The sequence below is a fragment of the Streptomyces sp. NPDC085524 genome (assembly GCF_044541755.1).
Classification (GTDB): domain Bacteria; phylum Actinomycetota; class Actinomycetes; order Streptomycetales; family Streptomycetaceae; genus Streptomyces.
The window spans coordinates 1-22,140 of sequence record NZ_JBITTH010000051.1; the positions used below are offsets into that span (position 1 = coordinate 1).

Sequence of the window (22,140 nt, forward strand, 5' to 3'; positions counted from 1 at the left end):
AGGTCATCACACTCGACGACAGTCCCCCCATGAATGACGGAGCGTCACCGGCGCACGGTGGCACACCCCAGCTTCACGAAAATCTTGCCAGGGCCCTCTGGGTGCTCCGCCCAGTACAGATATACGTGCGCCACTCGGTAGTCGATGGGGTGACCTTCTCCATGTCGCCGTCAAAGAGATAGAGGCAGTGCGAGCCGTCGGATTCGCTGCCTTCGTCCAGGGGGAACGGGGCCAGAGCTGATGCATCAGTCATGCGGCGATGGTAGAGATCGCCGTGTCCCGACGCCGGTCCGGGTGGCTTGTCAGGATGAGCGAGCGTCCGTCCTGGCGGTGATCGCTCAGGCTGCGTCGTCTCGTTCTCGTTCGATGGCGGCGAGTCGGTTCTTGAGGCGGTAGCTGGGGCCGTTGATGGAGATGACTCCGCAGTGGTGGAGGAGGCGGTCGAGGATGGCGGTGGCGAGGACTTCGTCGCCGAACACCTGTCCCCATTCGCTGAAGGTCTTGTTCGAGGTCAGGATGATCGAGCCCTTTTCGTATCGCTTTGAGATGACCTGGAAGACGAGGTTCGCCTCGGCTCGCGCGAGGGGCTGGTAGCCGACCTCGTCCAGAACAAGGACGGCCGGCCGCAGGTAGCTGCCGAGTTTGCTGGTCAGGCGTCCGGAGGATTCGGCGGCGGTGAGGTTGCGGACCATGTCGTCGAGGCTGGTGAAATAGATCGAGTAGCCGGCCCGGCAGGCCGCGACGGCGAGAGCGACGGCGATGTGTGTCTTGCCCACCCCGGTGGTTATCAACGGGTTGCGTCATACAGGTGGATGTCCTGCCTGGTCAGATCGGTGATGCGATCTGTGCATCGTGGCGTGCGGTGCCGTGGCTCCAGCGTGTCGGTCGCGGGTGATAGACACGGGACTATGGCGAAGTTCTTGGTGCTGATCGACGGTGAAGCGGGTGGCTGGAGCGCCGACTGCGGGGCTCTGACATCTGCGATCCGGGGCGGATGGGCCGCAGTCGAGACGGACTCGACGCCTCGTAGCGAGGCACGGAGCTTCTGCTGGTCCTTCGAGTCGGAGCATGGTCCGGGTGAGGCGTATCTGCATGAGGACGGCACCTGCCTGTATCTCGACTCGCCGGAGTCGGACGCGGTGCGCTTGGCGGTTGTGTTCCGCAGGCTCGCTCCGGAGGGCCTTGACGTGGTGTTCTGCGATGAGGGATACAACTTCGACGTCCGGCTCCGGCCGGACGTCACGGACGCCGAGCTGATCGAGCTGATGACTGCGAACTGACCTCAGCAGGGCCGTGGGCGTCGCCGCCACGGCGGGCGAGTTCGCGCCGGAGGTCGAGGTTCTCGCCGTGGGCTTGTTCGAGCGCGTCTCGCAGCGCCTGTACTTCTTCTCGGTGCTGCTTCTTCAGACGGGTGATCTGACTGGTCAGCGCGAGAATGAGAGTGCTCTGCTCGTCAGCCGGAGGCGTCGGTGCGGGAACCGGCCAGGCTTGGGCCCGGAGTCGTTCGATGCGTCCTCGCAGGTCGGGGTGGTTGTAGAGGAACGCGTGGGAGACGTTGGCCTCGCGCTGGACGGCCTGGAACGTGATCGACTCACCGCGTTTGACCAGGTTGCGGATCGCCTTCTCGGCTGCGGCGGTCTTGGCCTGGGACTTGGCCTTCGCGGCGGTGGCGAGTGTCTGGGTGCGCTTGGCGCGAGCGTCGTCGGTCATGACCAGGTCCTTCGGTGACGGTCGAGGTCGAGAGTGAGCGGAACGGGGCCGGTGGGGGCGGCGCCGCAGCCGGCGCCCTGGACGGCGCGTCCGGGCTTGGAACGGAGGGTGTCCAGCAGCTTCGTGAGGGCCGCGTGCTCGGCCCGCCGTTGCAGTAGCCAGACGTTGTCCTCGGGCATCGGGCGGCCGTGCCGCTCCTGGAATGCGGTGGTGCTGCGGTTGATCAGGGCCTCGGTCTCGTCCAACTGCCGTTCCAGCGCATTCTGGTGGGAGGCGTCAGTGACGAAGACCGAGCAGGTCAGGCAGACGTTTCCCTTGTCGCAGGTCTGCAGGGGCGGCAACAGGCACCAGCCGTGGGGCAAGAACCGGTCGGCCTGGTTGAACAGGTGGAGGCTGTCGTGGTCGTCGTGGGAGAAGGTGACGTGGGTGCCGTCCGCCCTCAGCTTCGCGGTGGCCAAGAATGCCTGCTCGGCGTGTTCCTGGCGGGCAGCGACGTAGTGCATCGTCATCGACGGGGTCGCATGACCGGCATAACGCATCAACACGTGGACGGGCAGCCCAAGTTCGACGAGCCGGGTCAGCTTCGTGTGCCGGAAGCGGTGGGTGTGGCTGAGCCCGACGGGCTTGCCCTTGCTATCGGTGATCTTCACGATCTTGCTGAACTCGCGGAGCATCCAGCTGTAGGTGCCCGAGGGGTAGGGCTTGTCGCCCTGCCGGTTCCCGGTCCGCTGCAGGAACAGGTGACGCGGGGTGATACCGGGGAAGTGCTCGCTAACCCACCGTCGTTGTTCCTCGATGACCGCGACGACCTCGGCGTCGACGAGGATGTTGTCCGGCGCGATGTCGATCTTGCTTTGTGCGTAGTGGAAGCGGGCGATCTGTTCGCCCTCGGCAGCGTCGACGGCCCGGTCGGGGACCGGGGAGAGGCAGTCGAAGCGGCTGGTGCGGATCTCGCTGGCCCGTCGTCCGGTGAGGATCTGCAGCAGGATCATGCGCATGGCCTGCGGGTCGTCGAAACCGTGGGCGGTGACCTGCTGCCCGTCCCCGCGGGTGAGGATCATCTCCTCGTGGCGGGCGAGCCCGAGCAAGGGCAGAGCGGCGGGGATCTGCGCGAGTGCGTGGTCATCGACTTAGTGCTCGTCGTTGAGCTCGCGCTGGTGCGGGATGCGGGAGACCTGCCGGAACCAGCCGGCCGCGTGTGCGTCGGTGACCCGCGACCACGGGTTCGCCCCGAGGACCCGGCGGGCCTCGATGGGATTGGCGGCGACGAATGCGAAGAGCTCGGCGACGGCCCGCAGGTCATCGTTGACCAGGCGGGGATGGACAGGCTGTCCAGCGAACCGTTGCTCGTTCTGGCGCAGGAGTCGGTTGGCGGGGTCGGTGTCCCAGCGGCGGAAGGCGGCGGCCAGCTGGACCGCGTGGGCCGGGTCGCCCAGGACGTCGAGGGGGTCGGTGAAGGTCTCCAGCCACCGGTCGAATCGGGCGAAGCACCGCATCCGCTCTTGGCTCACGGTCGACCAGCGCAAAGTTCCGGCCTCCAGCTGGGTGCCCAGGCACCACTTCACGGCCTCCCGCAGCCACGGCTGAGTGATCTTCGAAGGTGAACAGCCATAGTGGGCCTGGGGTTCGTGCTCGGCCAGCGGGATCCGCGGGTCGCATCGGGGATGCCACTCATCCAGGGACCACCAGGGCCCGTCGCTGCAGCGGGCGAGCAGGGCGAGGCGACTGAAGCGGAAGATCACCCGCAGCCGGGCGACGCTGCCGCGAGGGATGAGCCGGCCCCAGCGGGTGGCATAGAACCATCGCTGCAGGGCGGCCGGCGTTTCCCATTCCATGGCCCGGATCGAGGTCGGGAAGGGGTGGTCGTCGCGGATCGCGCGGCGCAGGATGTTCGCGAACTGGTTGGTGCCCAGCACCGAGGAGCGGGTCCCGTCCATCGCCTGCCAGTGCGCCATCCAGGCCAGTTCGGCGGCGATCAGGTCGGGCAGACCGGTCAGATCGATACTCCGGTCGCCGTTCTCGGTGATCTTCTCCCAGTCGTCGATGCCGTCCCTGATCACCGGCCCTTTCCAGGGCTCTGGCAGCTCTCGCCAGAGCCGCCAGAACGGATCCTCGCCTCCGGCTGCGTGCAGATGACGCTGTTCACCGGCCATCGTCGACCTGCCAGGCGGAGATGTACGACTTCCAGTTCGCCGCGGCCCGCAGGGCCTCGTCCTCGCGGACCCAGCCATAGAGGTCGAGCGTGGTCTGCACGTGTGCGTGACCGAGGCGGCGGGAGACCACCCACTCCGGCGTCCCGGCCAGCAAGAGCGCGGTCGCGTGGCTGTGGCGGAACCAGTGCGGCGTCCAGGAGGCGGGCCCGATCCTCTTCTTGCGGAGGGCGGACACCTTGTCCCGTACCGTGCCCTCGCGCAGGGCGGCCAGCAGCGGCGGCCGCTCCAGGTTCACCAGCAGCGGCAAACCGGTATCGATCTCGATGCCGAACTCAGCGGCCCGGCAGGCGAGGTGGGTGAGGTAGTCGGCGAACAGTCGCTCCAGGTCGCTGCCGACATAAACCCGCCGCGGGCGCATCATCTTCACCCTGGCCCCGTTCGTGTTGTCCTCGCGCGGCACGATCTCGACATAGGGAGTGGAGCCGCGGCCCATCACGAAGTCGCAGATCCGCAGGCCAAGAGCCTCACCGAGGCGCATGCCGGTCTCCGCGAGCAGGGCGAACAGCAGCCGGTCGCGCAGGTTCCCGTTCCAGTCGCCGACTGGGACGTCCGGCATCGCGCAGCCGTCAAGGATCGCCTGAATCTCGCTCGGCAGCAGCAACGGCGGGCGCCCACGATGCCGCTGGCTTCGGACCCTGACCAGCGAGGACGGCGCGGGAGCGGTGCGGGCGTCCAGGTGCGCGAGCAGGCCCCGGGCCGGTGCCCGGCGTGGCGTCCCGCGCATGAGCCGGCCCGCGACCGGCACCAAGAAGACCGCCTCCTGCCAGCGGTAGAAGGAGATCAGCGCGGCCAGTCTCGCCTCCAGCGTCCCGGCCTCGGGGGCCTGTTCTGGCTCGACCAGGGTGTGCTCGACGGTGCGGCCGTTGCGAAACCAGGACAGGAACCCCGCGACCGCCGGGACCCCGAGATCGCCCCACCTTCCGGTCTCGTCGCGCTGTTCGAGGAACGTCCACCACTGGGCCAGCGAGGTCGCATAGCCGCGGACCGTGTTCGGTGACCACAGCTGCCGATGGGCCTCCAGCCAGTCCTCGACTGGCGCGACGGTCCGGTACTTCTCGTCGATAACGGTCCACGTCCGCTGCCCGTTCGCGGGCCGGACCGCCAAGCTGTGTGCCCCTGATGTCGTTCCGTCTCGTTGAAGAACTCCCGTTGATAGCAATGCATCAACGACACGGAACGCTCACGGTCACGCTCGTTGCAGACAGAGAAGAGATGAGCCCAGGCCCCGTTGATAACCGTCGGCGTCGGGAAGACACACGTCGCGCAGGCCCTCGGACACCTGGCCATCCGCCAGGGCGCCAACGTCCGCTTCGCCAAGACCAGCCGGATCCTGGCCGAGCTCGCTGGCGGTCATGCGGACCGCACCTGGGACCGCCGCATGCGCGAGGTCGTCCGTCCCGACCTGCTGATCCTCGACGACTTCGCCATGCGACAGATGACCGCCCCGCAGGTCGACGACCTCTACGAGCTCATCTCCGAGCGGCAGGGCCGGTCCGTGATCATCACCAGCAACCGGGCGCCCAGCGACTGGTATCCCCTTTTCCCCAATCCCGTCGTCGCCGAGTCCCTCCTGGACCGGCTGATCAACGCCAGCCACCAGGTGATCATGAACGGCCCCAGCTACCGGCCCAACAAGCGCCCCAGGAACCCCAGCGACAAGCCATGATCAGCCGGATATCGCACGCAGGAGCGCCGATACGGCTTAACGCCGGCGCTCCTGCCTCGTTGTCCTTGCCGCGTGAGAGGCTGCCCGGCGGCACCAGGACATGGATGGAGAGCTGGCGGGATGGGTTTCGAGGGCGAAGTCTGGCGACTGATGCGGCAGGAGGAACTGCTCGGCGAGATCGTGATCGACGAGGCCGACTTTCCATGGCTGAACGGTCGCTTCGTTCCAACGCCGACGTTCGGAGAGGTGAAGCCGTGGTTCGACGAGTCGCTGGCTCTCGTGGAGGCGGAGGAGTACGAGCGGTTCGACGACGCCTACGACTGGATCGCGGACACCTTGTCGCTCGTGGCCCCGTCAGGTCCAGTCGCGGAGTTCCTTCTGCACATCAGTGACGATCGTGCTTGGTTCAGGTGGAGTGACGAACCATTCGAGGATGGCTGAGCCCGCCATGCCTTGGGGAATTACGTGACCACAACCCCTGGGGAATTACGCCGTCGTCGACACCATCGAGGCTGCGACGGTTCCAGCAGGCAGTTCTGGAGCTGCGGGGTCAGGGCTGAACAGGAGCGACAGACCACCCATGCCGAGCGCAGGGACGCCGCCCTTCACCAGGGTGAACATCCCAGAGGAGAAGGGGTAGAGGCCGGAGCCGGAGCGGAGAATCGCCTTCCGGTTCTCCAGCAGAGACCGTACGTCGCTCGGAACATCAGGATCGATGACAGCGACGGCAGTCGGGGGCGCATCGGGCACGGGAGCCTCTTCTCCGGTCACGAGCACAGCCACCTTGTTGGGCAAGGAGTACCGGCACCGTAGCGTCCAGCAAGTAGGGAACGGTCAGGGTGTCACCCAGGTGAGTGACCGAACTTGAGAGGATTGGAAGGTAGGTGAGTCGCACGAACGACTGTCGCTCAGCAGCGAGAAGGCCCGGATCCGCGGGATAGTGATGGCGCCGAGTTCTGGAAACACTCGGGTGATTGCCTCGGGGCCATGGTTGTGTTTTGTGCTCTGCACGACGAGGGCTAGGTAGGAAGTTGCCGAAGCTCAAGGTCGCTCTGTACACGGCGATCCGCCGTGACGCCAAGGTTGGCCTGCCAGCTGCACTGAGACGGACCAGCACTCAGTTATTACCCCGACACCAGACACACCATGGAGCCGCGTCATGGGCACACCCCCGCACCCCACCCCCGAGGCGCCTTCGTGGCCGTACTGCGCGCACGGCGCAGACCCTGCTACCGACCTCCTCGGCTGCCGGGGCATCCACGTCCCCGGCCACACCGCATGCTTCGCCCACATCGTCGACACCGGCCGGGACGCCTACCTGGACCACCTGGCTCCCGGGTCCCCAATCGACCACCGCGGCACCCCCTTCACCGAACCCCTTCTCAATGCTCTCCTCAACGCCCTCCGCGACCCGGGCACCGGAAGCCCCCGCCTCGGTCACGCCACGTTCGAATCGGCGAGCTTCGAGGACGCCGCCTTGTTCGAGTCGGTGACCTTCGAGGACTGCGCCTTGTTCGGCTCGGCGATCTTCGAGGGCCGCGCTGAGTTCGGCTCGGCGACTTTCAAGGGCGACCACGCCCTGTTCGGCTCGGCGACTTTCAAGGGCGACGCCAACTTCGAATCAGCGACCTTCGAAGAAGGCGCCAAGTTCGACCGGACGATCTTCAAGGGCAGCGCCCTGTTCAGTCAGGCCACCTTCGAGGTCGGCCTCGGGTTCGGCTCCGTGACCTTCGAGTCCGCAACCTTCGAGGGGCGAGCCGAGTTCGGCCTGACGACCTTCGAGGGCATCGCTGGGTTCGGCTCGGCGACCTTCGAGGACGGCGCCGGGTTCTTCATGGCGGCCTTCAAGGACATCGCTAGTTTCGTCTCGACCACCTTCAAGGGCGACGCCCTGTTCAAGGGGGTGGCCTTCAAAGGCCACGCCTGGTTCGGCTCGGCGACCTTCAAGGGCGACGTCAGTTTCGAGGAGGCGGCTTTCGCGCGAGCGGCCGAACTCGGGCCGTTGGTATGCGACGGGGCCGTAATGCTGTGTGGGGCAGTGTTCAGCAGCCCGGTGACTCTGGAGCTTGCCGCGCACCGCCTGGAGTGCCGGCGGACCCGGTGGGAGTCGACGGCTACTCTGCGTCTGCGCTACGCCACAGTGGACCTCAGCCACGCGGTCCTGTCCTCTCCCGTGGCCGTCACCGCACACCCCACCCCCTTCACCGACGGGGGCGCGCCGCTGGGTGAGAGTCTGCTGGATGACCGCCCGTCCCGGGTGCGAATAGCCTCGCTGCAAGGCGTGGACGCCGCGCACCTCATTCTCACCGATACGGACCTGAGCGACTGTCTGTTCTCCGGGGCCTTCCACCTCGACCAGCTCCGGCTGGAAGGCCGCTGCACCTTCGCCCCCTCCCCAACAGGCCTCCACCGCCGTCGCATATGGCCATACAGGTGGACCCGTCGGCGCACCCTGGCCGAGGAACACCACTGGCGTGCCCAGACCGCTGGCCAGCCCGCTCCGGCCCCGGACCACACGCCTTCACCGCGCCTATGGCGTACCGGGCCGCACCATCCCGACCCCGCCCTCACGCCCGACCCGGAAGACGTCGCTGCGGTCTACCGGCAGTTGCGCAAGGCGTTCGAGGACGGCAAGAACGAGCCCGGCGCCGCGGACTTCTACTACGGCGAAATGGAGATGCGCCGCCACGACCGCACCAGCACCCCGCCCGGCGAACGTGGCTTGCTGCGGGGCTACTGGCTGCTCTCCGGCTACGGTTTGCGCTCGTCCCGCGCCTTCGCCTGGCTGCTTGCCGCCATGTCGTTGACCGTGCTGCTCCTCATGGGCTTCGGACTGCCCACTCACGACCCCGATCCCGCCACCACGGGTACTCTCACCAATGGCAGCATCGCCCTCAAAACCAAAGCCCCCGACCCTGCCCTGACCGGCGGCTGGCACCAACGCATGACGTGGAACCGCGCCGGGAAGGCGACCCGCGTCGCGGTCAATTCAGTGGTGTTCCGATCCGCAGGGCAGAATCTCACCACTTCCGGCACGGTCATCGAGATGGCCTCTCGCCTCCTGGAACCCACCCTCCTTGCTCTGGCCGTCCTCGCCATTCGCGGACGCATCAAACGCTGACCACGGTCGTTGGGTGTTCAGTGAACTGAACACCCAACCGCTACCCACCGCGCCGGTAATCTCCGAGGGCCGTGTTCCTGGATCTCACCGACATTTTCAGGGCTGCCGGCCTGCGGAGGTTCTCGGAATCTGCCGACCGCCGTTCCTGTTTCTGGCCTACGCAGCCAAGGGGATCTGGCGCAGATCGGTCCGGGCCCGGTGACCGTCATCGAGCAGGCTCTCTGGCACCTCAGTCGACGGCGGGGGTGGGGAGCGCTACCAGACGCCTGGGCGCTCCCCGGCCCGTTGGTGACGGCGGCGGCTTGGTGGAGGGTTAAGCCAGGTCCTGGCTTCGAAGAGGTTTGACCAGGGCCCGGTACACGGGTGCTCCGTCCCATGGCTGGGTCAGGCCGACGCGCGTGTACCCGAGGCGCTTGTACCAGCTGGCGGCCGGCGCCTCGGGGCGCACGGCGAGGGTGGCCCGTTCGGCGGTCACCCCGTCCAGGAGGGCGGTGTGCAGGGTCCGGCCGACACCACGGCCGCGGTGTTCGGCGCGTACGGCGAGTTCCATCATGACGAACGTCCTGCGGCCGTCCTCCCGGGTGAACTCCTCGGGTAGGTCGCTGTTTAGGAGGCCCGACCACCATCCACTGTCGGACGAGAGCGGGAGCCCGTACGCGAACCCGGTGAGTCCGTCGTCGTCGTGGGCCAGGACGAGGCGGAAGCCGGGGGTCTTGTGCTCGCGCTGGTAGCGCTCCAGGAAGTCGGCGACGTCCCGGGGCCCTTCCAGGTACGGCGGCTCGGCGAACACGGCTTCGTAGACGGGGGCCAAGCTGTCGAGCTGCCGTCCGGTGACGGCGGGGTCGGTGATGGTGGTGTATTCCACGGGGCTCCTCATCGGATGGGGCGGACGCGGTGCAGTTCGCGGCGGGCGGCGGCGAGTCCTTCCCTTGCCCGCCCCGACGACACCTCGGTGAGCAGAGCCTCGCCCTGCTCGATGTGGTGCTCCGCTTCGTCGGCTTCTCCCGAGCGGGCCAGCGCCCCGGCGAGGCCGGCTCGCTGCAGTGCCTCGTTGCGGGCGTACGTGGCTTCCTGCCGTTCCAGGGAGCGGCGGAGCCACGACACGGCGGCCCGGTGGTGTCCGGCGGAGGTGAACAGTTCGGCCTGTGCGCTGGCCAGCTCCGCAGGCCCGTGAAACAGGGTCCAGTCCGGTGCGGGCCGTGACCCCCGGTCCTTCTCGTACAGGCGGGCGGCGTTCGCCAGCGTGGTGCGCGCCGACGCGGAATCCCCGAGCATCGCGAGCGCGCGTGCTTCCCGGGTGGCGAGGATGGACAGCAGCGACGGCGGTGCCCACGGCGCGGCGAGCTCGGCCGCGCGCCGGGCGTGGTCGAGAGCGTCCCGGGGTTGCTCCTCGCGCAGCTCCAGCAACGACAGGGAAGCGAGTACGAGGACGGCGAGAGAGTCGTCGCGCAGTTCGGTCGCGGTGTCCCGGGCCTGTGTCCAGTACGAGCGGGCGCGCTGGTGGTCGCCCGCGTCGAAGGCGAGCCATCCGACGTGTTCGGCGGTCTCGCCGGAGATCAGCCGCAGCTGCCGGCCGATCGTCTCGGGGTAGGACCCGGTGTCGATCAGGCGCCGGATGCGGGAGAGGTGGGCGCAGGCGAGCGGCCCGACGGTGGCCCCGCCGAACCGGTCGTCCAGCCCGTACAGGGAAGCGAGCCCCTGACGCAGGTCGGTGACGGTGTCGGTGCCGACACGAGGCCCGTCGAACGCGGCGGCCGGCGACGCCACCATCCCGGTGACGCCCAGGGCAGCGCCGCCCGCGGCAGCGAGAAGGCTGCGGCGTTCCATGGGATCAGGCCGCCTTTCACGAAGCTCGGGGATCGGGTCCAGCACGGCCACCGGGGCCGCCACGGGGTTCCTGCGGTGCCCAGGCACCCGGAAACCGACCTGCTCCAACGGGACGCCAAGCATGGCTTCTAACACCCTTTGGCGCCCAGGCTGCGGGCACGGCGGCGAAGGTGCCCGCCACCGGCGGACCTGCCGGTCGGTGACATCCTCGCGCTCCCCGATACGGGACGCGACAGCCGCGTACACGCGGATGAACTGCGCAGGACTGCGCCACCCGAACCCGTCGACCAGATCCGCGAACACCGTGGGCTCCTCCACCGGTTCGGACATGGCGCCCCCTCGCATCTCCTGGCGTGACCACTCCTCGCACGGTAGAGCCACCAGGCCCGCACGTGCAGGCGGACCGGGGCGGAAATGTCCGGCACAAAGTCCGGCACCACCCGCGCCCCCGACGCCCAGACACCGGTTCACTACTCACAGCGCAGGCACCGGCCGCCCCCCGCCGGATCCTGCGCCCCGCACAGGCGGCGAGGCAGACCTCGCATTCCGGCCGCGCCGCCACCGGACACCCGACAGGAGGCGCACGGTGACCCGCGACGACCCGCACATGTGGATACGGGAGGACGACGACCACCGCCTGCTGGGCCAGGAGGTCATCCACCCGCCGACCGGCCGCACCGGCACCGTCGGCACCGTCTACGCCCGCACCTCCAAGCTGACCGGCCGGACCATCGGCCGGACCGCGCACATGCGCCCACACGACCACTCCGGCCGGGAATGGACTGCGGACCCCAGCGAACTGCTGCCGCTGCACGCGGTCGCCCAGAACGTGACCGCAGGCGCCCGTCGATGAGCGGGCGACGAGCCTGGGTCGGCGACCACGTCGAAGACGGCAACGGGTACGGAGCCATCGTCACCGATGTACGCGGCGGCACCACATGGGTCCTGCGCCCCGTTTACGGCGGCACCGCCCACCAGTGGGAGGTCGACGACCCCGACACACTCACTGTTATCCGGCCGCGCGTCGACCGGATTCGCGACGACCTCTGACTGCCTCGTGACGGGACCGGTGACCCTTCAGGACGCCTCGGTCATCCGCCTCGACCGCGAGACAGGCCCCGGCCGGCCACCCGGCCCGCCGGACCGGCACCACCGACCAGGAGGGACACACGCCATGGCCAACAGCGGCGACAGCGACAGCAGCAGCGGGGGGAACGGAGGCAGCGGAGGGGGAGGAAGCCACAGCGGCGGATCCGCACCGATCTCCACCCCGCCCCCGCCGCCCCCGTCCAACCCCGACACCTCCACTCCTCCTGGTGGCGGGAAGCACAAGTAGCGATGACCGTCACCGCACACCAGGAGCGCCCCAGCCGTACCGAGCTGGGGCGCTGCCTCATGGAATCCGGCGCCCTCTCCTCCGACTGGGCGCCCACCTTCGCGGCCATCGACCGCACGACGTTCCTGCCGCGGGTGATGTGGCCGTTCCTCCCCGCCGACCGCGTGCAGCACCACGGTGCCGGGGCCGCGACGCCCCACACCGTCACCGTCGACCGGCGTACGGACCCGGCGGCCTGGTACGGATACGCCGACAGCGACCTGTCGATCGTCACCCAGTGGGACGACGGCACCCACCGCGGCGAGCACCCGGGCACCGTGCCCACGTCGTCCAGTTCTCAACCGTCCGTGGTCTTTCGGCTCCTGGCCGCGCTGGACGCCGACGGCGGACAGCACGTCCTGGACGCGGGCACCGGAACCGGCGAGACCGCGGCTCTCCTCGCCCACCGGTGCGGCTCCGCCAACATCACCACCATCGACGTGGACCCGTCCATTTCGGGGGCGGCCCGGGAACGGCTCTGCACCCTCGGCCTCTACGCCGAGGCGGTTACCGGCGACGCCCTCGCCGGCCACCCCGAGCGCGGTCCGTACGACCGGCTGCTGTGCACATTCGGCGTACGCACCATCCCCCGCGCGTGGGTGGAGCAGGTCAGGCCCGGCGGAATCATCGTCGCTCCGTACGGAACGCACTACAGCAGCCGCGACTCCGTAGCGCGCCTCACCGTCCACGCAGACGGAACCGCCTCCGGCCCGCTCCTGGCCGGGGTGGAGTTCATGAAGGCGCGCTCGCACCGCACCGTGTGGCCGGACGCCGAGGAGTACGTCAAGGAGTGGCCGGGCTCGACCGGCACGGCCGTGCAGCCCGACCAGCTTGCCGACGCCCACCACGCCATCAGCCTCGCCGTGCCCCACGTCGCCCATACCACCCACACCGAACCTGACGGCGCCCCGGCGGCCTGGTGGTACTCACTCACCGACCGGTCATGGGCGGCCGTGCGGTGGCCGGAGGAGTACGGGCCGGGCATCGTCTACCAGTACGGACCGAGGCGACTGTGGGACGCCGTCGAGGCCGCCCACGCATGGTGGGAGGAGCAGGGAAGCCCGGTCCTCGGCCGCTTCGGTCTTACCGTGGGCCCGGACGGAGAGACACCATGGCTGGACGGCCCTGGGAACCTGCTGCCCGGAGCCCGCTGGAGATAGGGAAGGGGCGACATGGACGCTGACAAGGAACCGCTCGCCGAGTGGGCAGAGCGCCGTGACCGCCGGCGCGAGTCCGACCGGCAGATCACCGGCCGCCGCCGCGCCGAACCCATGGACCCAGCGGCCGGAGGCCGCGCCGCACACCTCGCCCCCAACACCCCCCGACTCCTCTTCGAACTCGACGAGGACTCCGGCGTATGGATGCCCGCCGGAGTCGCCAACAACGCCGCCGAGGCCGCCGCCTTCATCCACGGATGGTGACACCACCGGATCGGGGCCCGGGGCGCCGCCGACTGCTGTCCTTGATGGCGAGTAGCCGTTCATCCCCTGGCGCAGGGGCGGCACGAGGCTGCCCTGTTCGAGATCGGCAACGCCGCACGTTCATTCCCTGGTGCAGGGTGACAGGGGCCCGGAAGTTGAGTCGTGCAGATACCCGGCGGTCCATCCCCTGCTGCAGGGACGGCACGGAATCGGATCCTGTGACGGGACCAACGGTTACAGTCCATTCCCTGACACAGGGGCGGACCATGGACTACCACCGCGGCATTGTGCTCTACGACCGTTCATCCCCTGGTGCAGGGACCGTACCTCTACGTTGGCGCGCCGTGGTGCGTAGCCGAGGAGCCATTCCCTGACGCAGGGAGTCACGTGCGGTGGAGAAGGTCTCACTCCTCGGAGAACGGGTCATCCCCTGTCACAGGGGTAGAAGAATGCGTGATCGCGCTCGTTTCAAAGGTGACCGCTCATTCCCTGATTCAGGGATTGTAGATCATGCCGCAGTGTGTCGGCTGTGCCAAATACGGGTCATCCCCTGATATAGGCCGACTCAGGGGCTGGCTGCCTTGCAATGAGATGATCACGGGTGTACCCACTGGGATCGAGGTGCTCCGAGCCGCCATGTGCTAGCGGAGTTCTCCTCGAAGAATTGCGGAGGGGAGTAGAGGATGGAAGTCAACTCCTAACGCAGCGACTATGCGACCTCGCCGTTGGAGCGATGCGCGCGCCCAACAGGCTATCCCCTGGCTCAGGGACGCTGTTACCTCGTAGCTATGGGACACGAAACGGTGCAGCCCATCCCCTGATGCAGGGGGCGAAGGTCGGTCTCATGGCTGAGGTCATCATCTGGCCACGGTCATCCCCTGGCACAGGGGGGGCGGTCGGCTACTCCTTTGTCGACGAAATCCAAAATGGTTCATTCCCTGGTGCAGGGCTGTACATGGTGTGCAGAAGGTCCCAGTCCTCAGCGAAACGGTCATCCCCTGGCCCAGAGGTTGGTGTTTTCCCAGCTTCTTCAGAAGTGCGTAACGGGTTCGTTCATTCCCTGGCGCAGGGTCGGTGCGTGTGTGGCGCATTTACGTCGCCACGCCATGGTGTCGTTCATCCCCTGGTGCAGGAGCGGAGCACGGCGGGATCCCATGCTTGGTCGTTGGAGAACCGTCGATCCCCTGGCGCAGGGGCGATTGGTGACCTCTTTGTCGACGAGATTGACAATGGTCCATTCCCTGGGCTCAGGGGAAGCTGGCCTGCGTTATCGCCCTCGAATTCAATGGCGAGAGAGTATCCCCTGATGCAGGGACCGGCCCACTTGGATCTCGAGACCTGCCAGCATGAGCTCCGTTCATCCCCTGGCGCAGGGCTGTGTGAGTACACGCCGGTTGACGTCACGCCGCCCGATGGTCCATCCCCTGGCCCAGAGGCTTTGTCCTCCGTGATCTTCGGTTTTGTCACTGGAGTCGCTCTTTTGTTGTCTTTCGGGCGAGCACGAGACCGGCTCCCCATGCCCTGTTGTGGCCGACGCCTTGGGTGAGGAGGCGTGTGAAGGTGTGGGGGTCGTGGATGGATACGGTGGCGTGGAACTGGCGCAGGGGCATCGTCTGGTGGCGCTGGCGAATGATTTCCGGGGTGTCGACGGTGATGTCGTGTGGGGCGAGTTGGCATCCGGCTTTCTGGAGGCGGTCGCGAAGCCAGGTCCCGCATTGTTCGGGGTCTGTGAGGTGGTCGCGTCGGCGTTTTCCGGCGTCGTTGTTGCGGGTGATGAGTGGGCTGGCGATGGTGCGGATTTCGGCGGTGTCTCCGCAGGCCCATCTCTGGTGGACCTCCTGTGTGGCGGCGTGGGTGATGACGCCTCTGCGGAGCTGGGCGGTCCAGTCTGGTGGGGACGGGGTCTGAACGAGGAGCGTGTGCGGCGGACCCGCGTCGAGAGTCTGAGTGTGCCGGTTTGCCGCTGCAGGGTTGCGGGCTGCCGCATACAGGATGCGGCCGTTGCGGTCTGCGGTGGTCTGGACGGTGCCGAGTCCGAGTTCGACGAGCTGGTGCATGCGGTAGGCGTCGGTGCATGCGGCTGCAGTGTGGGGGGCGAGGGTGAGGGCGCTGCGCCACACCGTGAGTAGGGCCTGTCGGGGGTTGGGCAGGCCGAAGGAGAGGAGGTCGTGTGTCGTGATGCTCACTGCTCGGTGTCCTGTGTGGCGGGCGGTGGGGTGGTGGTGCGGCTGGTCATGTGGAGGTTGCGGTGGTCGCGGTGCTGGTAGGCAGTGGGGGGCTGCTCGGGCAGGGCCGGGTCGGTGGGGGAGTTCGTTTCGCTCCAGGCGGTCGGCTGGAGGGTGGTGGCGTCGGGGAGTAGGGGGATGTGGTCGGGCCAGTCGGTGTCGTGGTCGGTGGTGCCGTGCGCGATGGGCCTGCCGGGTGGGCAGCAGTGGCGGCCGAGGTAGAGCAGGCGTGCTGGTTGGTGCAGGGCTTGGTGGATGGTGTCGATCAGGGGGGCTGGTCCCGTGAGTCCGGCGAGGAAGGAGCCGTTGACGATGTAGGTTTTGTCGCCCTTGATGGTCTTGCGGGTGGCCGGCGCCCATGAGGCGCCGGTAATGGGGTCCACCTCGCGGGGGGCGGCGTAGCGGAAGCGCTCGGGGTTGGCGGCGAGCTGTGGGTGGCGGGCGGCAGTCAGGATGTCGAGGGGGAAGTCGCCGCCTCCGGCGGTCTGGTCGTCACGTTCGAGGTGTCCGGGGCGGTCGGCCCTGACGGCGAAGTGCAGGCGGGCCAGGTGAGCGGTGTCGTGGTCGATGCCGTAGCCCAGGGCATTGCAGACGAGCCCGATGACCCCGGACTTGGTGGGTCTGCTCAGGGTGTCGCCGTGGGCCTCGTAGGGGGTGTGGACGCCCCAGGCCTGCATCGGCCCGGACAGGAGCAGCAGGCAGGTGGGCATGTCAGTCGTCCTCGCAGACGAGGATGGAGGGGAATTCGGGGCAGGGTTCTCCGGCGGGGGGAAGCCACCGGACGGTGCCGCCCTGGATCGGGGTATGACGTTGGGCCCGGCGCAGGTACTGAGCGAGCCGGCAGCTGGCCACGACGGCGGCGGGGGCCTCGATGGACGACTCGAAGCAGGGTGCCGCGGTGAACGGGAAGTCGGTTGTGGCGGCAACAGCCAAAGTGGGTGAGGCAGCCGACCCTGTACGCGAGCGTGCGGATGAGGGTGTCGCGTAGGCGAGCGCGGTGATGAACAGCTGCTCTGCCAGGCGTGCGATCTCTTCGGTGTCTGCGGGGCTTGTGCTCTTGGCCAGGGTGGCACGCAGGGCCTGCCGGTCGAGTGCTGCGTACTGATACAGCGTGCCGGAGGCGAGGAAGGTGGTGCCCTTGCCGGCTGCGCCGAAGACACCGAGGTCTTGCCAGTCGTCCTTGGCCGTCCAGTCGTCACTGACCATGGCCAGCGGGTCCACGCTCAGCGCGTGTGCGACCTGGGCGGCCGAGTAGACATGGCCGTCGGGGACTTCGGCGAGCATCCGTCCGAAGATGGCGAGCTCGGCGGTGATACCGGGGGCGAACGCCGCCTCCGCGCGCTGGACGATGCTTCGGGGCAGCGGCGGAGCCCCGATACCGGCTGCTTCAGTGCCTTTGCGGCCGACCGGCTCATCCGGCTCCGGATCGGTGTCCTCCTGGTCGGCTGACTGCCTCTTTGAGCCCTTGACGACGGCCTTGTCGATGGCCGCGCGCATGGTCTCTCGCGCTGCTTCGGTCTCGTCCCAGACGTCGCTCGCCAGCGCGGCGAGCCGTCCGGGAGCCTGCGCCGGTACGTAGGCGATGGCGCGCGTGCGCTCGGTGTTTGCTTTGTCGATCTGCATGCCGGCGGCCGCGATGATCAGGGCGGCCTGCACGTGTGCCTCGTCCGCGGGTCGGCCTAGTGCTTGCAGGTGCCGGGCGGTCTGCTGAGGGAGGTATCGCGACCGGGCGGTGGCCTGGACGGTCTCGCCGGTGTAGTTGCGGAAGAACGTCCGGGCGGCACGGTCCTTTGACTGGGCTGAAACCCTCATGCGGGATGCGTCGCCGTACTGGATGGTCTTGGGAAGATTGGAGAAGTCCCTGTTCAAGGAGACGCCCGCATAGGTCGTCAGGGCATGCAGGACGACGAACTTGCCCGGGTGCGCAGTGGTGTCGATGAGCCGGGGGTCTGCGGTGATGTCGGCGAGGGCCATCAGGAGTGGGGTCCGATCTGAGCGAGCTCGGTGAGGGGCTGGCTGGTGTAGAACATGGCGGCCCAGCGGTCACGGACGGCCGGGCTCCACGTCGCCAGGTCGTCCGCGAGCGCGGACCAGGACGGGGTCATCTCGTGCGCGGCGGCGTACCGGATGAGGTTGGTGAGCGTCGGGACAAGCAGGATCGGCCTGGCTGTCGCCAGCAGGTGCTTCATCTGGGTCTCGGTCGCAATGTGCCGGGGACCGAAACTGCTGCCGCTTCCGAAGGCACGCATCAGCCGGGGAAGCGGCGTACGCCCGTAGGGCTGGGCATGGAGTTGAGCGTGGACGGCGTACAGCGCGGCGGTGATCATGGCGGCGGCCCGGTAGTCGGCCGGCAGGTCCCGCGTGACCGGCTCGCTCGCTAGGTTGTGTGTCCGGGGCGAACTGGCCCACAGGCGCATCTGGTGCAGCAGGCCGCGACTGTGCTCACCGAAGCGGATACCGTGCAGCCGCTTCTCCAGCTGCTCGCCCAGCGTGATCTCGCTGGGGGCGGCGGTGTCGGCGGTGATGAACAGGGAAGCCACTTCAGAATCCTTCTCTCGGACGGCCTCAGTCAGCACGCGGTACAGGTGGCCGCGCTCGGCCGCTTTCCCGCTGACGGTCGGTGCATGGATGCGGTGGGCGCGCGCGGTCAGCTGCGCGCGCTGCCTCGCGTCGCTGCTACGGAAGTCGGGGTCGGCGAGGAGGAGGGATCCGGACAGGTCGGCGAGGGACATGTCCCGGTCGCGGGTTTTGTAGCGCAGGGCGTTGAGGAAGGCGGCGGCGTCCGCCGCCCGCTGGTCGGTCAGAAGTTCGGGTGGTACGCGGACATCACGCAGTTGCAGGACCTTCTTCTTGTCCGCTCCGATGCCGACGGCCCTCATCGCAGGGGCGTCGCATCCGGTGATCCTCATCGCAGCCCGCATGGCGGCGGGCAGTGACCCCTCGCCGGCCTGCCACCAGCGGTTGACCACCGGCACGATGTCCTCTGGCGTGGCCAGTGCCCCGCACGGCAGCCGCTTGCCGCTGTCCGTGAACAGCATGTCCGTACTGCCGGGTGTACCGGGCAGCACGGGCTGACGATGCCAGCCCTGAGCGAAGTGGGCGCGGCCGATGCGGCCGTCACCGTCCCGGATCAGCAGCACGCGCCGCGGCATCCACGTCAAGGCATCGAGTTCCCCCGCCGGGACCAGCCGCTCCTTCGGGCCGCCTCGGATCCGGTAGGTCCAGTTCGAGGCGGCAAGGCAGAGGACAGGAACCGTGCGCCAGGACAGAACGGTGGCCAGGGTACCGATCGGCAGCCACACCACAGAGCCGCACGCGGCCGCGGAGGAGGCGTAGTTCGAGCCCGGACCGTAGTGCGCGTCCGAGCATCGCAAGCGCCCCCCGACGGCCCACATCTGCTGGGTGAGCAGCAGCCTGGCAGCTCGGGCCGGCTCCAGCGCTGGCAGATCGGCATGCAGATGCCGGTGATCTGCCAGCAGCGGACGCCCCAGCGCCCCGGCAGCGGTGTGATCGAGATACCGCACCGGAAGCGCGTGCGCCTGGGAGACCTCCCGCAGGGCAGGTTCCTGGAACAGCGGACGCTCCGGATCCAGTACGTCAACGTCCGCGGCATGCTCACTGAGCCACTGCGCAGCCCTGGCCCAGTCGATGGACACGGACCGGGCACACCGGCTCCCGTACTCCTCCTCCGAGACCGGAGCCAGACCGCTGCCATACATCACACTGAGGAAGAAGCGGACGATGGCTGCCTGCTCCAGAGGGTCGGCCGCGTCCAGGACGAGATGGTTGGCGTGCTCCAGCGCCGCGCACCCAGACACGACCAACCGCTCCCCGTGCAGGTCGCGCACCGGGACCCACGGCCGCAGGGCCAGGCTGAAGAAGTCTGCGCTCATGTCGCGTCCACAGGAGTGATCTCATCTGCGAGGCGCGCGAACATCGCGGAATCCCGGTCATTCGTGGTCAGGCTGAGAGTGTTCGACAGCGACCGGAACGTTGCGGCGGTCCATTCCGCTTCACCCGTCCCCGCCGCGTACGCGTAGATCACGGGCGCGGACCGGCCATCGCGCTGCGTACGGCCCTCAGCCTGCAGAGCCCGCTTTCCGCCGGTCAGCACATCGGCGATGACACAGACCCGCGGAGTGTGTGTGGCACGCCCACCCCTGCCGTTCGTGTTCACCTCGCCGGCGTGAAGGTTGATGCCCTCCAGCGCGTTGAGGACCACCACCAAAGCCTCGCCACTCTGGAACGCCACCCGCTTACGCTCGCGAAGCTCGGTGTCCCGCCCCGTGATCGCCACCACGCGATCGTTCAGGCCCGCATCACGCAGCGCACGGGCGATGAGGACGGCGACCTCATCGATCGACTCCACGAACCACATCGGCACCACGACCTGCCTGCCGCGTCGCACCTGCTCCACCACGATCCGCGCCACGTGCGGCGCTTTGACCAGCGATGCCTTCTGAACCCTGTGCAGGGCCTCGACCCGGTAGGAATCGGGATTGCTGTCGGTGAAGGCTGCCAGGCCCTCGGAGCGCCGGAACTGCTCCCACGCGCGGTTGTAGCGCAGCCGCTCTGCCTCGGACAGCACGATGGGAACAACCTCCCGCTGCTGTTGCGGAAGGTTCAGATCCCCGGGCGTAGCGGCGGAGCCCACCCCAGACTCGAACAGCAGCTCCCGCAACCGGGCCACATCCGGGCGGTTGAACCGGTGGTACCAACGCCCTCTGCGGTCATTGTTCAACCGCAGGCCCAGCTCCTTGAGCCACAGCCGGTAATCACCGTCATCCGCAGGCTCGGCGACGCCGGCGGCATGGGAAATCAGCCTGCCCAGATATGCACTCTCCTCTGGGACGGAAAACGGGGTCGCCGATGCCCACAACGCGAACGCACGCTCTCCATCGCTGCGCTCCAGAAGACGCCGGACCGTCATAGCCCTTCGCGACTCGGGATTGGCGAGCATGTGGCACTCATCGACGACGACCGTGTCCCAGTCCACGCGGGAGGTACCCTCCTGCGCCACCAGCCGAGCCGCCTGGTCACCGCGCAGTCGGCCCAGATCGGCGTCAGGGTGATCCAGGAGCCGCCACAGCCGTTCCGGGTTGACCACCACCCACCTGTGGTGGGCCGTTGCGAAGCTGTCGATGGTGGCCCGCCAGGCAGGGATCACCGACAGCCGAGTGATCACCAGGATCTTCTGCGGCGATCGCTCAGCACTGGCACAGACCGCACGGACGGCCATCGGTGTCTTACCCGAACCGGTAGGAAGGGCCCACAGGTAGCCTGGAGAACCGTGGCGTCGTGCGGCCACAAGACGCATGACCTGTTCCTGCTGGTACTCGTGCAGCGCCGGCATGGTGCCTTGTTGCCGACGCGGTACAGGGACGTGCCGGTTCAGCTCGTGCTGCACGAATCGCTCCCAGGAATGGGACGGCGCCTCAAAGGGGACGAGCCCGCGGGGCAACCCCCGGCCTTCCTGCGCCTGGAACACGTCGACCAACCAGCGCCGGTTTCGAGCGACGCCGGCGAAATGGCCAGAGAACTCCGACAGGACGAACTGCTGTCCGGCAGCCACCGCCTGCCGAGCATGGTCTCGGAACGCGGCGGTAGCAGCCACTCGCTGGTACGGCTCCCCAGTGGTGCGTGCCTGCTCGCGGACAGCACTCTTCCGGGCATGATCGGTGGTCATTACGACGCTCTTGGTCCGGCCGATCGCGGCGATCCCGTGATCCGCGTAGCCTGACTAGACGGCACGTTGCGGAACTCGTGTTGATGCAAGGCACCTTCAGGACCCTCACGCACGTCGCTGTCACGGGGCGGGACGTACGGATCCGGCGGCTCACGAGGCCGAGAAACACAGTACCCGCATAGCAACACAAAGTGAAATCAGTCTCACTTTGTGTGATTGTCGCTCGATCGCCCGAACCGCTCAGTCTCAACCGCGCACCCCGCCCACGGCCCTACTGCGGAGCCACGCCCGGACAGCGGGTACGCGGGCAGAGCACGCCCACGTCGACTCTCCTGCAGCGTGACGTACACGTTTTCAGCAGCTCACCCTTTCGGGCCGCATGGGCGACCGCGGCCGGTGGCAGCCTCCGTCCAGACCGGTTCGACATGTCGGAGGGACAAGTCAGATGGCGTTGAGCCGTCGAGAACGGATCGTCACGGAAGGCTTCGCGCTTGCCGCCGCGGCGACGGCAAGCGGCTGGTGCGCGGCCCACTACGGCTTCGGCCGCACCGCGCACCTTCTCTTCTCCACGAGCTTGCTGATCGTGCTCATCACGGCCTACCGGGCCGTGACACACGGGCTCGTACTCCTCCCGCGCACGTCGCAACCGCGTATCCCCGTGTCGGAGGAAGTCCGTCGCCATGCCGCCCGCCAAGCCGGAATGGATCCTGACACCTGAAAAGAGCCGGCCGGTGCCTGAGGCCGCACCCCGCCCCGACCAACTCCGGCCGTCTGGCTCAGTCGACGGGCTCGTAGACGACAGTGGTGGTTGGGCAGTCCTCGGCGAGTCCGAGAAGTGCCTGGCGCTCGTTCTCGTCGACGGCCAGGTCCCAGCGCAGCTTCGTACCGACCCAAGT

The 22,140-nt window shown here is 68.0% G+C and carries 21 protein-coding genes and 1 pseudogene; 9 read left to right on the plus strand and 13 right to left on the minus strand.

Features of this window, described 5'->3' with window-relative positions; all coding sequences use genetic code 11:
- Nucleotides 1–338: 338 nt before the first annotated feature.
- Nucleotides 339–779: pseudogene (locus tag ACIGFK_RS41485) on the minus strand (ATP-binding protein); the annotation flags it as partial.
- A gap of 129 nt (nt 780–908) precedes the next feature.
- On the opposite strand from ACIGFK_RS41485, the gene ACIGFK_RS41490 reads away from it, so the two are divergent.
- Nucleotides 909–1,280 (plus strand): hypothetical protein, encoded by a 372-nt coding sequence (locus ACIGFK_RS41490; RefSeq protein WP_400056018.1) that lies wholly within the window; start codon nt 909–911, stop codon nt 1,278–1,280.
- Here the strand turns inward: ACIGFK_RS41490 and ACIGFK_RS41495 are convergent.
- From ACIGFK_RS41495 to ACIGFK_RS41510, 4 genes are all read right to left on the minus strand, one after another.
- On the minus strand, nt 1,240–1,710 hold the full coding sequence (locus ACIGFK_RS41495; protein WP_400056020.1) for a DUF6262 family protein: 471 nt from the start codon (nt 1,708–1,710) through the stop codon (nt 1,240–1,242). The genes ACIGFK_RS41490 and ACIGFK_RS41495 overlap by 41 nt on opposite strands.
- Nucleotides 1,707–2,798: a tyrosine-type recombinase/integrase gene (locus ACIGFK_RS41500; protein WP_400056022.1), complete on the minus strand. Its 1,092-nt coding sequence runs from the start codon at nt 2,796–2,798 to the stop codon at nt 1,707–1,709. Before ACIGFK_RS41500 ends, ACIGFK_RS41495 begins: the two co-directional genes overlap by 4 nt.
- 42 nt (nt 2,799–2,840) lie before the next feature.
- Nucleotides 2,841–3,770, minus strand: a complete 930-nt coding sequence (locus ACIGFK_RS41505; RefSeq protein WP_400056023.1) for a hypothetical protein — start codon at nt 3,768–3,770, stop codon at nt 2,841–2,843.
- 82 nt (nt 3,771–3,852) lie between these two features.
- Nucleotides 3,853–5,028 carry a tyrosine-type recombinase/integrase gene (locus tag ACIGFK_RS41510; RefSeq protein WP_400056025.1) on the minus strand — a complete coding sequence of 392 codons (1,176 nt, stop codon included), beginning with the start codon at nt 5,026–5,028 and terminating at the stop codon, nt 3,853–3,855.
- Nucleotides 5,029–5,151: 123 nt separating this feature from the next.
- On the opposite strand from ACIGFK_RS41510, the gene ACIGFK_RS41515 reads away from it, so the two are divergent.
- Together ACIGFK_RS41515 and ACIGFK_RS41520 are read left to right on the plus strand one after the other, a co-directional pair.
- Nucleotides 5,152–5,589 (plus strand): ATP-binding protein, encoded by a 438-nt coding sequence (locus tag ACIGFK_RS41515; protein ID WP_400056027.1) that lies wholly within the window; start codon nt 5,152–5,154, stop codon nt 5,587–5,589.
- Between the two features lie 120 nt (nt 5,590–5,709).
- Nucleotides 5,710–6,030, plus strand: coding sequence for a hypothetical protein (locus ACIGFK_RS41520; protein WP_400056029.1), 321 nt, complete (start codon nt 5,710–5,712; stop codon nt 6,028–6,030).
- A 45-nt stretch (nt 6,031–6,075) separates the two neighbouring features.
- On the opposite strand, the gene ACIGFK_RS41525 is transcribed toward ACIGFK_RS41520, so the two are convergent.
- Nucleotides 6,076–6,360 (minus strand): hypothetical protein, encoded by a 285-nt coding sequence (locus ACIGFK_RS41525; protein WP_400056031.1) that lies wholly within the window; start codon nt 6,358–6,360, stop codon nt 6,076–6,078.
- Nucleotides 6,361–6,748: 388 nt separating this feature from the next.
- Here ACIGFK_RS41525 and ACIGFK_RS41530 point away from each other — a divergent pair, with 388 nt between their 5' ends.
- Nucleotides 6,749–8,710 carry a pentapeptide repeat-containing protein gene (locus ACIGFK_RS41530; protein ID WP_400056032.1) on the plus strand — a complete coding sequence of 654 codons (1,962 nt, stop codon included), beginning with the start codon at nt 6,749–6,751 and terminating at the stop codon, nt 8,708–8,710.
- 313 nt (nt 8,711–9,023) lie between these two features.
- Here the strand turns inward: ACIGFK_RS41530 and ACIGFK_RS41535 are convergent, their stop codons facing one another.
- Complete coding sequence (locus ACIGFK_RS41535) at nt 9,024–9,575, minus strand: GNAT family N-acetyltransferase (protein ID WP_400056033.1); 552 nt, start codon at nt 9,573–9,575, stop codon at nt 9,024–9,026.
- An 8-nt stretch (nt 9,576–9,583) separates the two neighbouring features.
- Nucleotides 9,584–10,537 (minus strand): hypothetical protein, encoded by a 954-nt coding sequence (locus ACIGFK_RS41540; protein WP_400056034.1) that lies wholly within the window; start codon nt 10,535–10,537, stop codon nt 9,584–9,586.
- A 586-nt stretch (nt 10,538–11,123) separates the two neighbouring features.
- Between ACIGFK_RS41540 and ACIGFK_RS41545 the strand changes: the two genes are divergently transcribed.
- The 4 genes from ACIGFK_RS41545 (at nt 11,124) to ACIGFK_RS41560 (ending at nt 13,333) form a co-directional block, all read left to right on the plus strand.
- Entirely contained in the window at nt 11,124–11,390 is a 267-nt protein-coding gene (locus tag ACIGFK_RS41545; RefSeq protein WP_400056036.1) for a hypothetical protein, read from the plus strand.
- Nucleotides 11,387–11,587, plus strand: coding sequence for a hypothetical protein (locus tag ACIGFK_RS41550; protein WP_400056038.1), 201 nt, complete (start codon nt 11,387–11,389; stop codon nt 11,585–11,587). Before ACIGFK_RS41545 ends, ACIGFK_RS41550 begins: the two co-directional genes overlap by 4 nt.
- A 288-nt stretch (nt 11,588–11,875) precedes the next feature.
- Complete coding sequence (locus tag ACIGFK_RS41555; protein ID WP_400056039.1) at nt 11,876–13,072, plus strand: methyltransferase domain-containing protein; 1,197 nt, start codon at nt 11,876–11,878, stop codon at nt 13,070–13,072.
- Nucleotides 13,073–13,084: 12 nt separating this feature from the next.
- Entirely contained in the window at nt 13,085–13,333 is a 249-nt protein-coding gene (locus tag ACIGFK_RS41560; RefSeq protein WP_400056040.1) for a DUF6087 family protein, read from the plus strand.
- 1,463 nt (nt 13,334–14,796) lie between these two features.
- Here ACIGFK_RS41560 and ACIGFK_RS41565 read toward each other — a convergent pair.
- From ACIGFK_RS41565 to ACIGFK_RS41585, 5 genes are read right to left on the minus strand one after another with little or no spacing between them, the layout of a single operon-like run.
- On the minus strand, nt 14,797–15,519 hold the full coding sequence (locus tag ACIGFK_RS41565; protein WP_400056042.1) for a type I-E CRISPR-associated protein Cas6/Cse3/CasE: 723 nt from the start codon (nt 15,517–15,519) through the stop codon (nt 14,797–14,799).
- Nucleotides 15,516–16,268 (minus strand): type I-E CRISPR-associated protein Cas5/CasD, encoded by a 753-nt coding sequence (gene cas5e / locus ACIGFK_RS41570; protein WP_400056044.1) that lies wholly within the window; start codon nt 16,266–16,268, stop codon nt 15,516–15,518. Before cas5e ends, ACIGFK_RS41565 begins: the two co-directional genes overlap by 4 nt.
- Nucleotide 16,269: 1 nt before the next feature.
- On the minus strand, nt 16,270–17,532 hold the full coding sequence (locus ACIGFK_RS41575) for a type I-E CRISPR-associated protein Cas7/Cse4/CasC (protein ID WP_400056045.1): 1,263 nt from the start codon (nt 17,530–17,532) through the stop codon (nt 16,270–16,272).
- On the minus strand, nt 17,532–19,451 hold the full coding sequence (locus tag ACIGFK_RS41580; RefSeq protein WP_400056046.1) for a type I-E CRISPR-associated protein Cse1/CasA: 1,920 nt from the start codon (nt 19,449–19,451) through the stop codon (nt 17,532–17,534). Before ACIGFK_RS41580 ends, ACIGFK_RS41575 begins: the two co-directional genes overlap by 1 nt.
- Entirely contained in the window at nt 19,448–21,244 is a 1,797-nt protein-coding gene (locus tag ACIGFK_RS41585) for a DEAD/DEAH box helicase family protein (protein WP_400056048.1), read from the minus strand. The genes ACIGFK_RS41580 and ACIGFK_RS41585 overlap by 4 nt, the downstream gene beginning before the upstream one ends.
- A gap of 445 nt (nt 21,245–21,689) precedes the next feature.
- Between ACIGFK_RS41585 and ACIGFK_RS41590 the strand changes: the two genes are divergently transcribed.
- The gene (locus tag ACIGFK_RS41590) at nt 21,690–21,962 is read left to right on the plus strand and encodes a hypothetical protein (RefSeq protein ID WP_400056049.1); all 273 of its coding nucleotides are present in this window, start codon (nt 21,690–21,692) and stop codon (nt 21,960–21,962) included.
- Nucleotides 21,963–22,140: the final 178 nt, after the last annotated feature.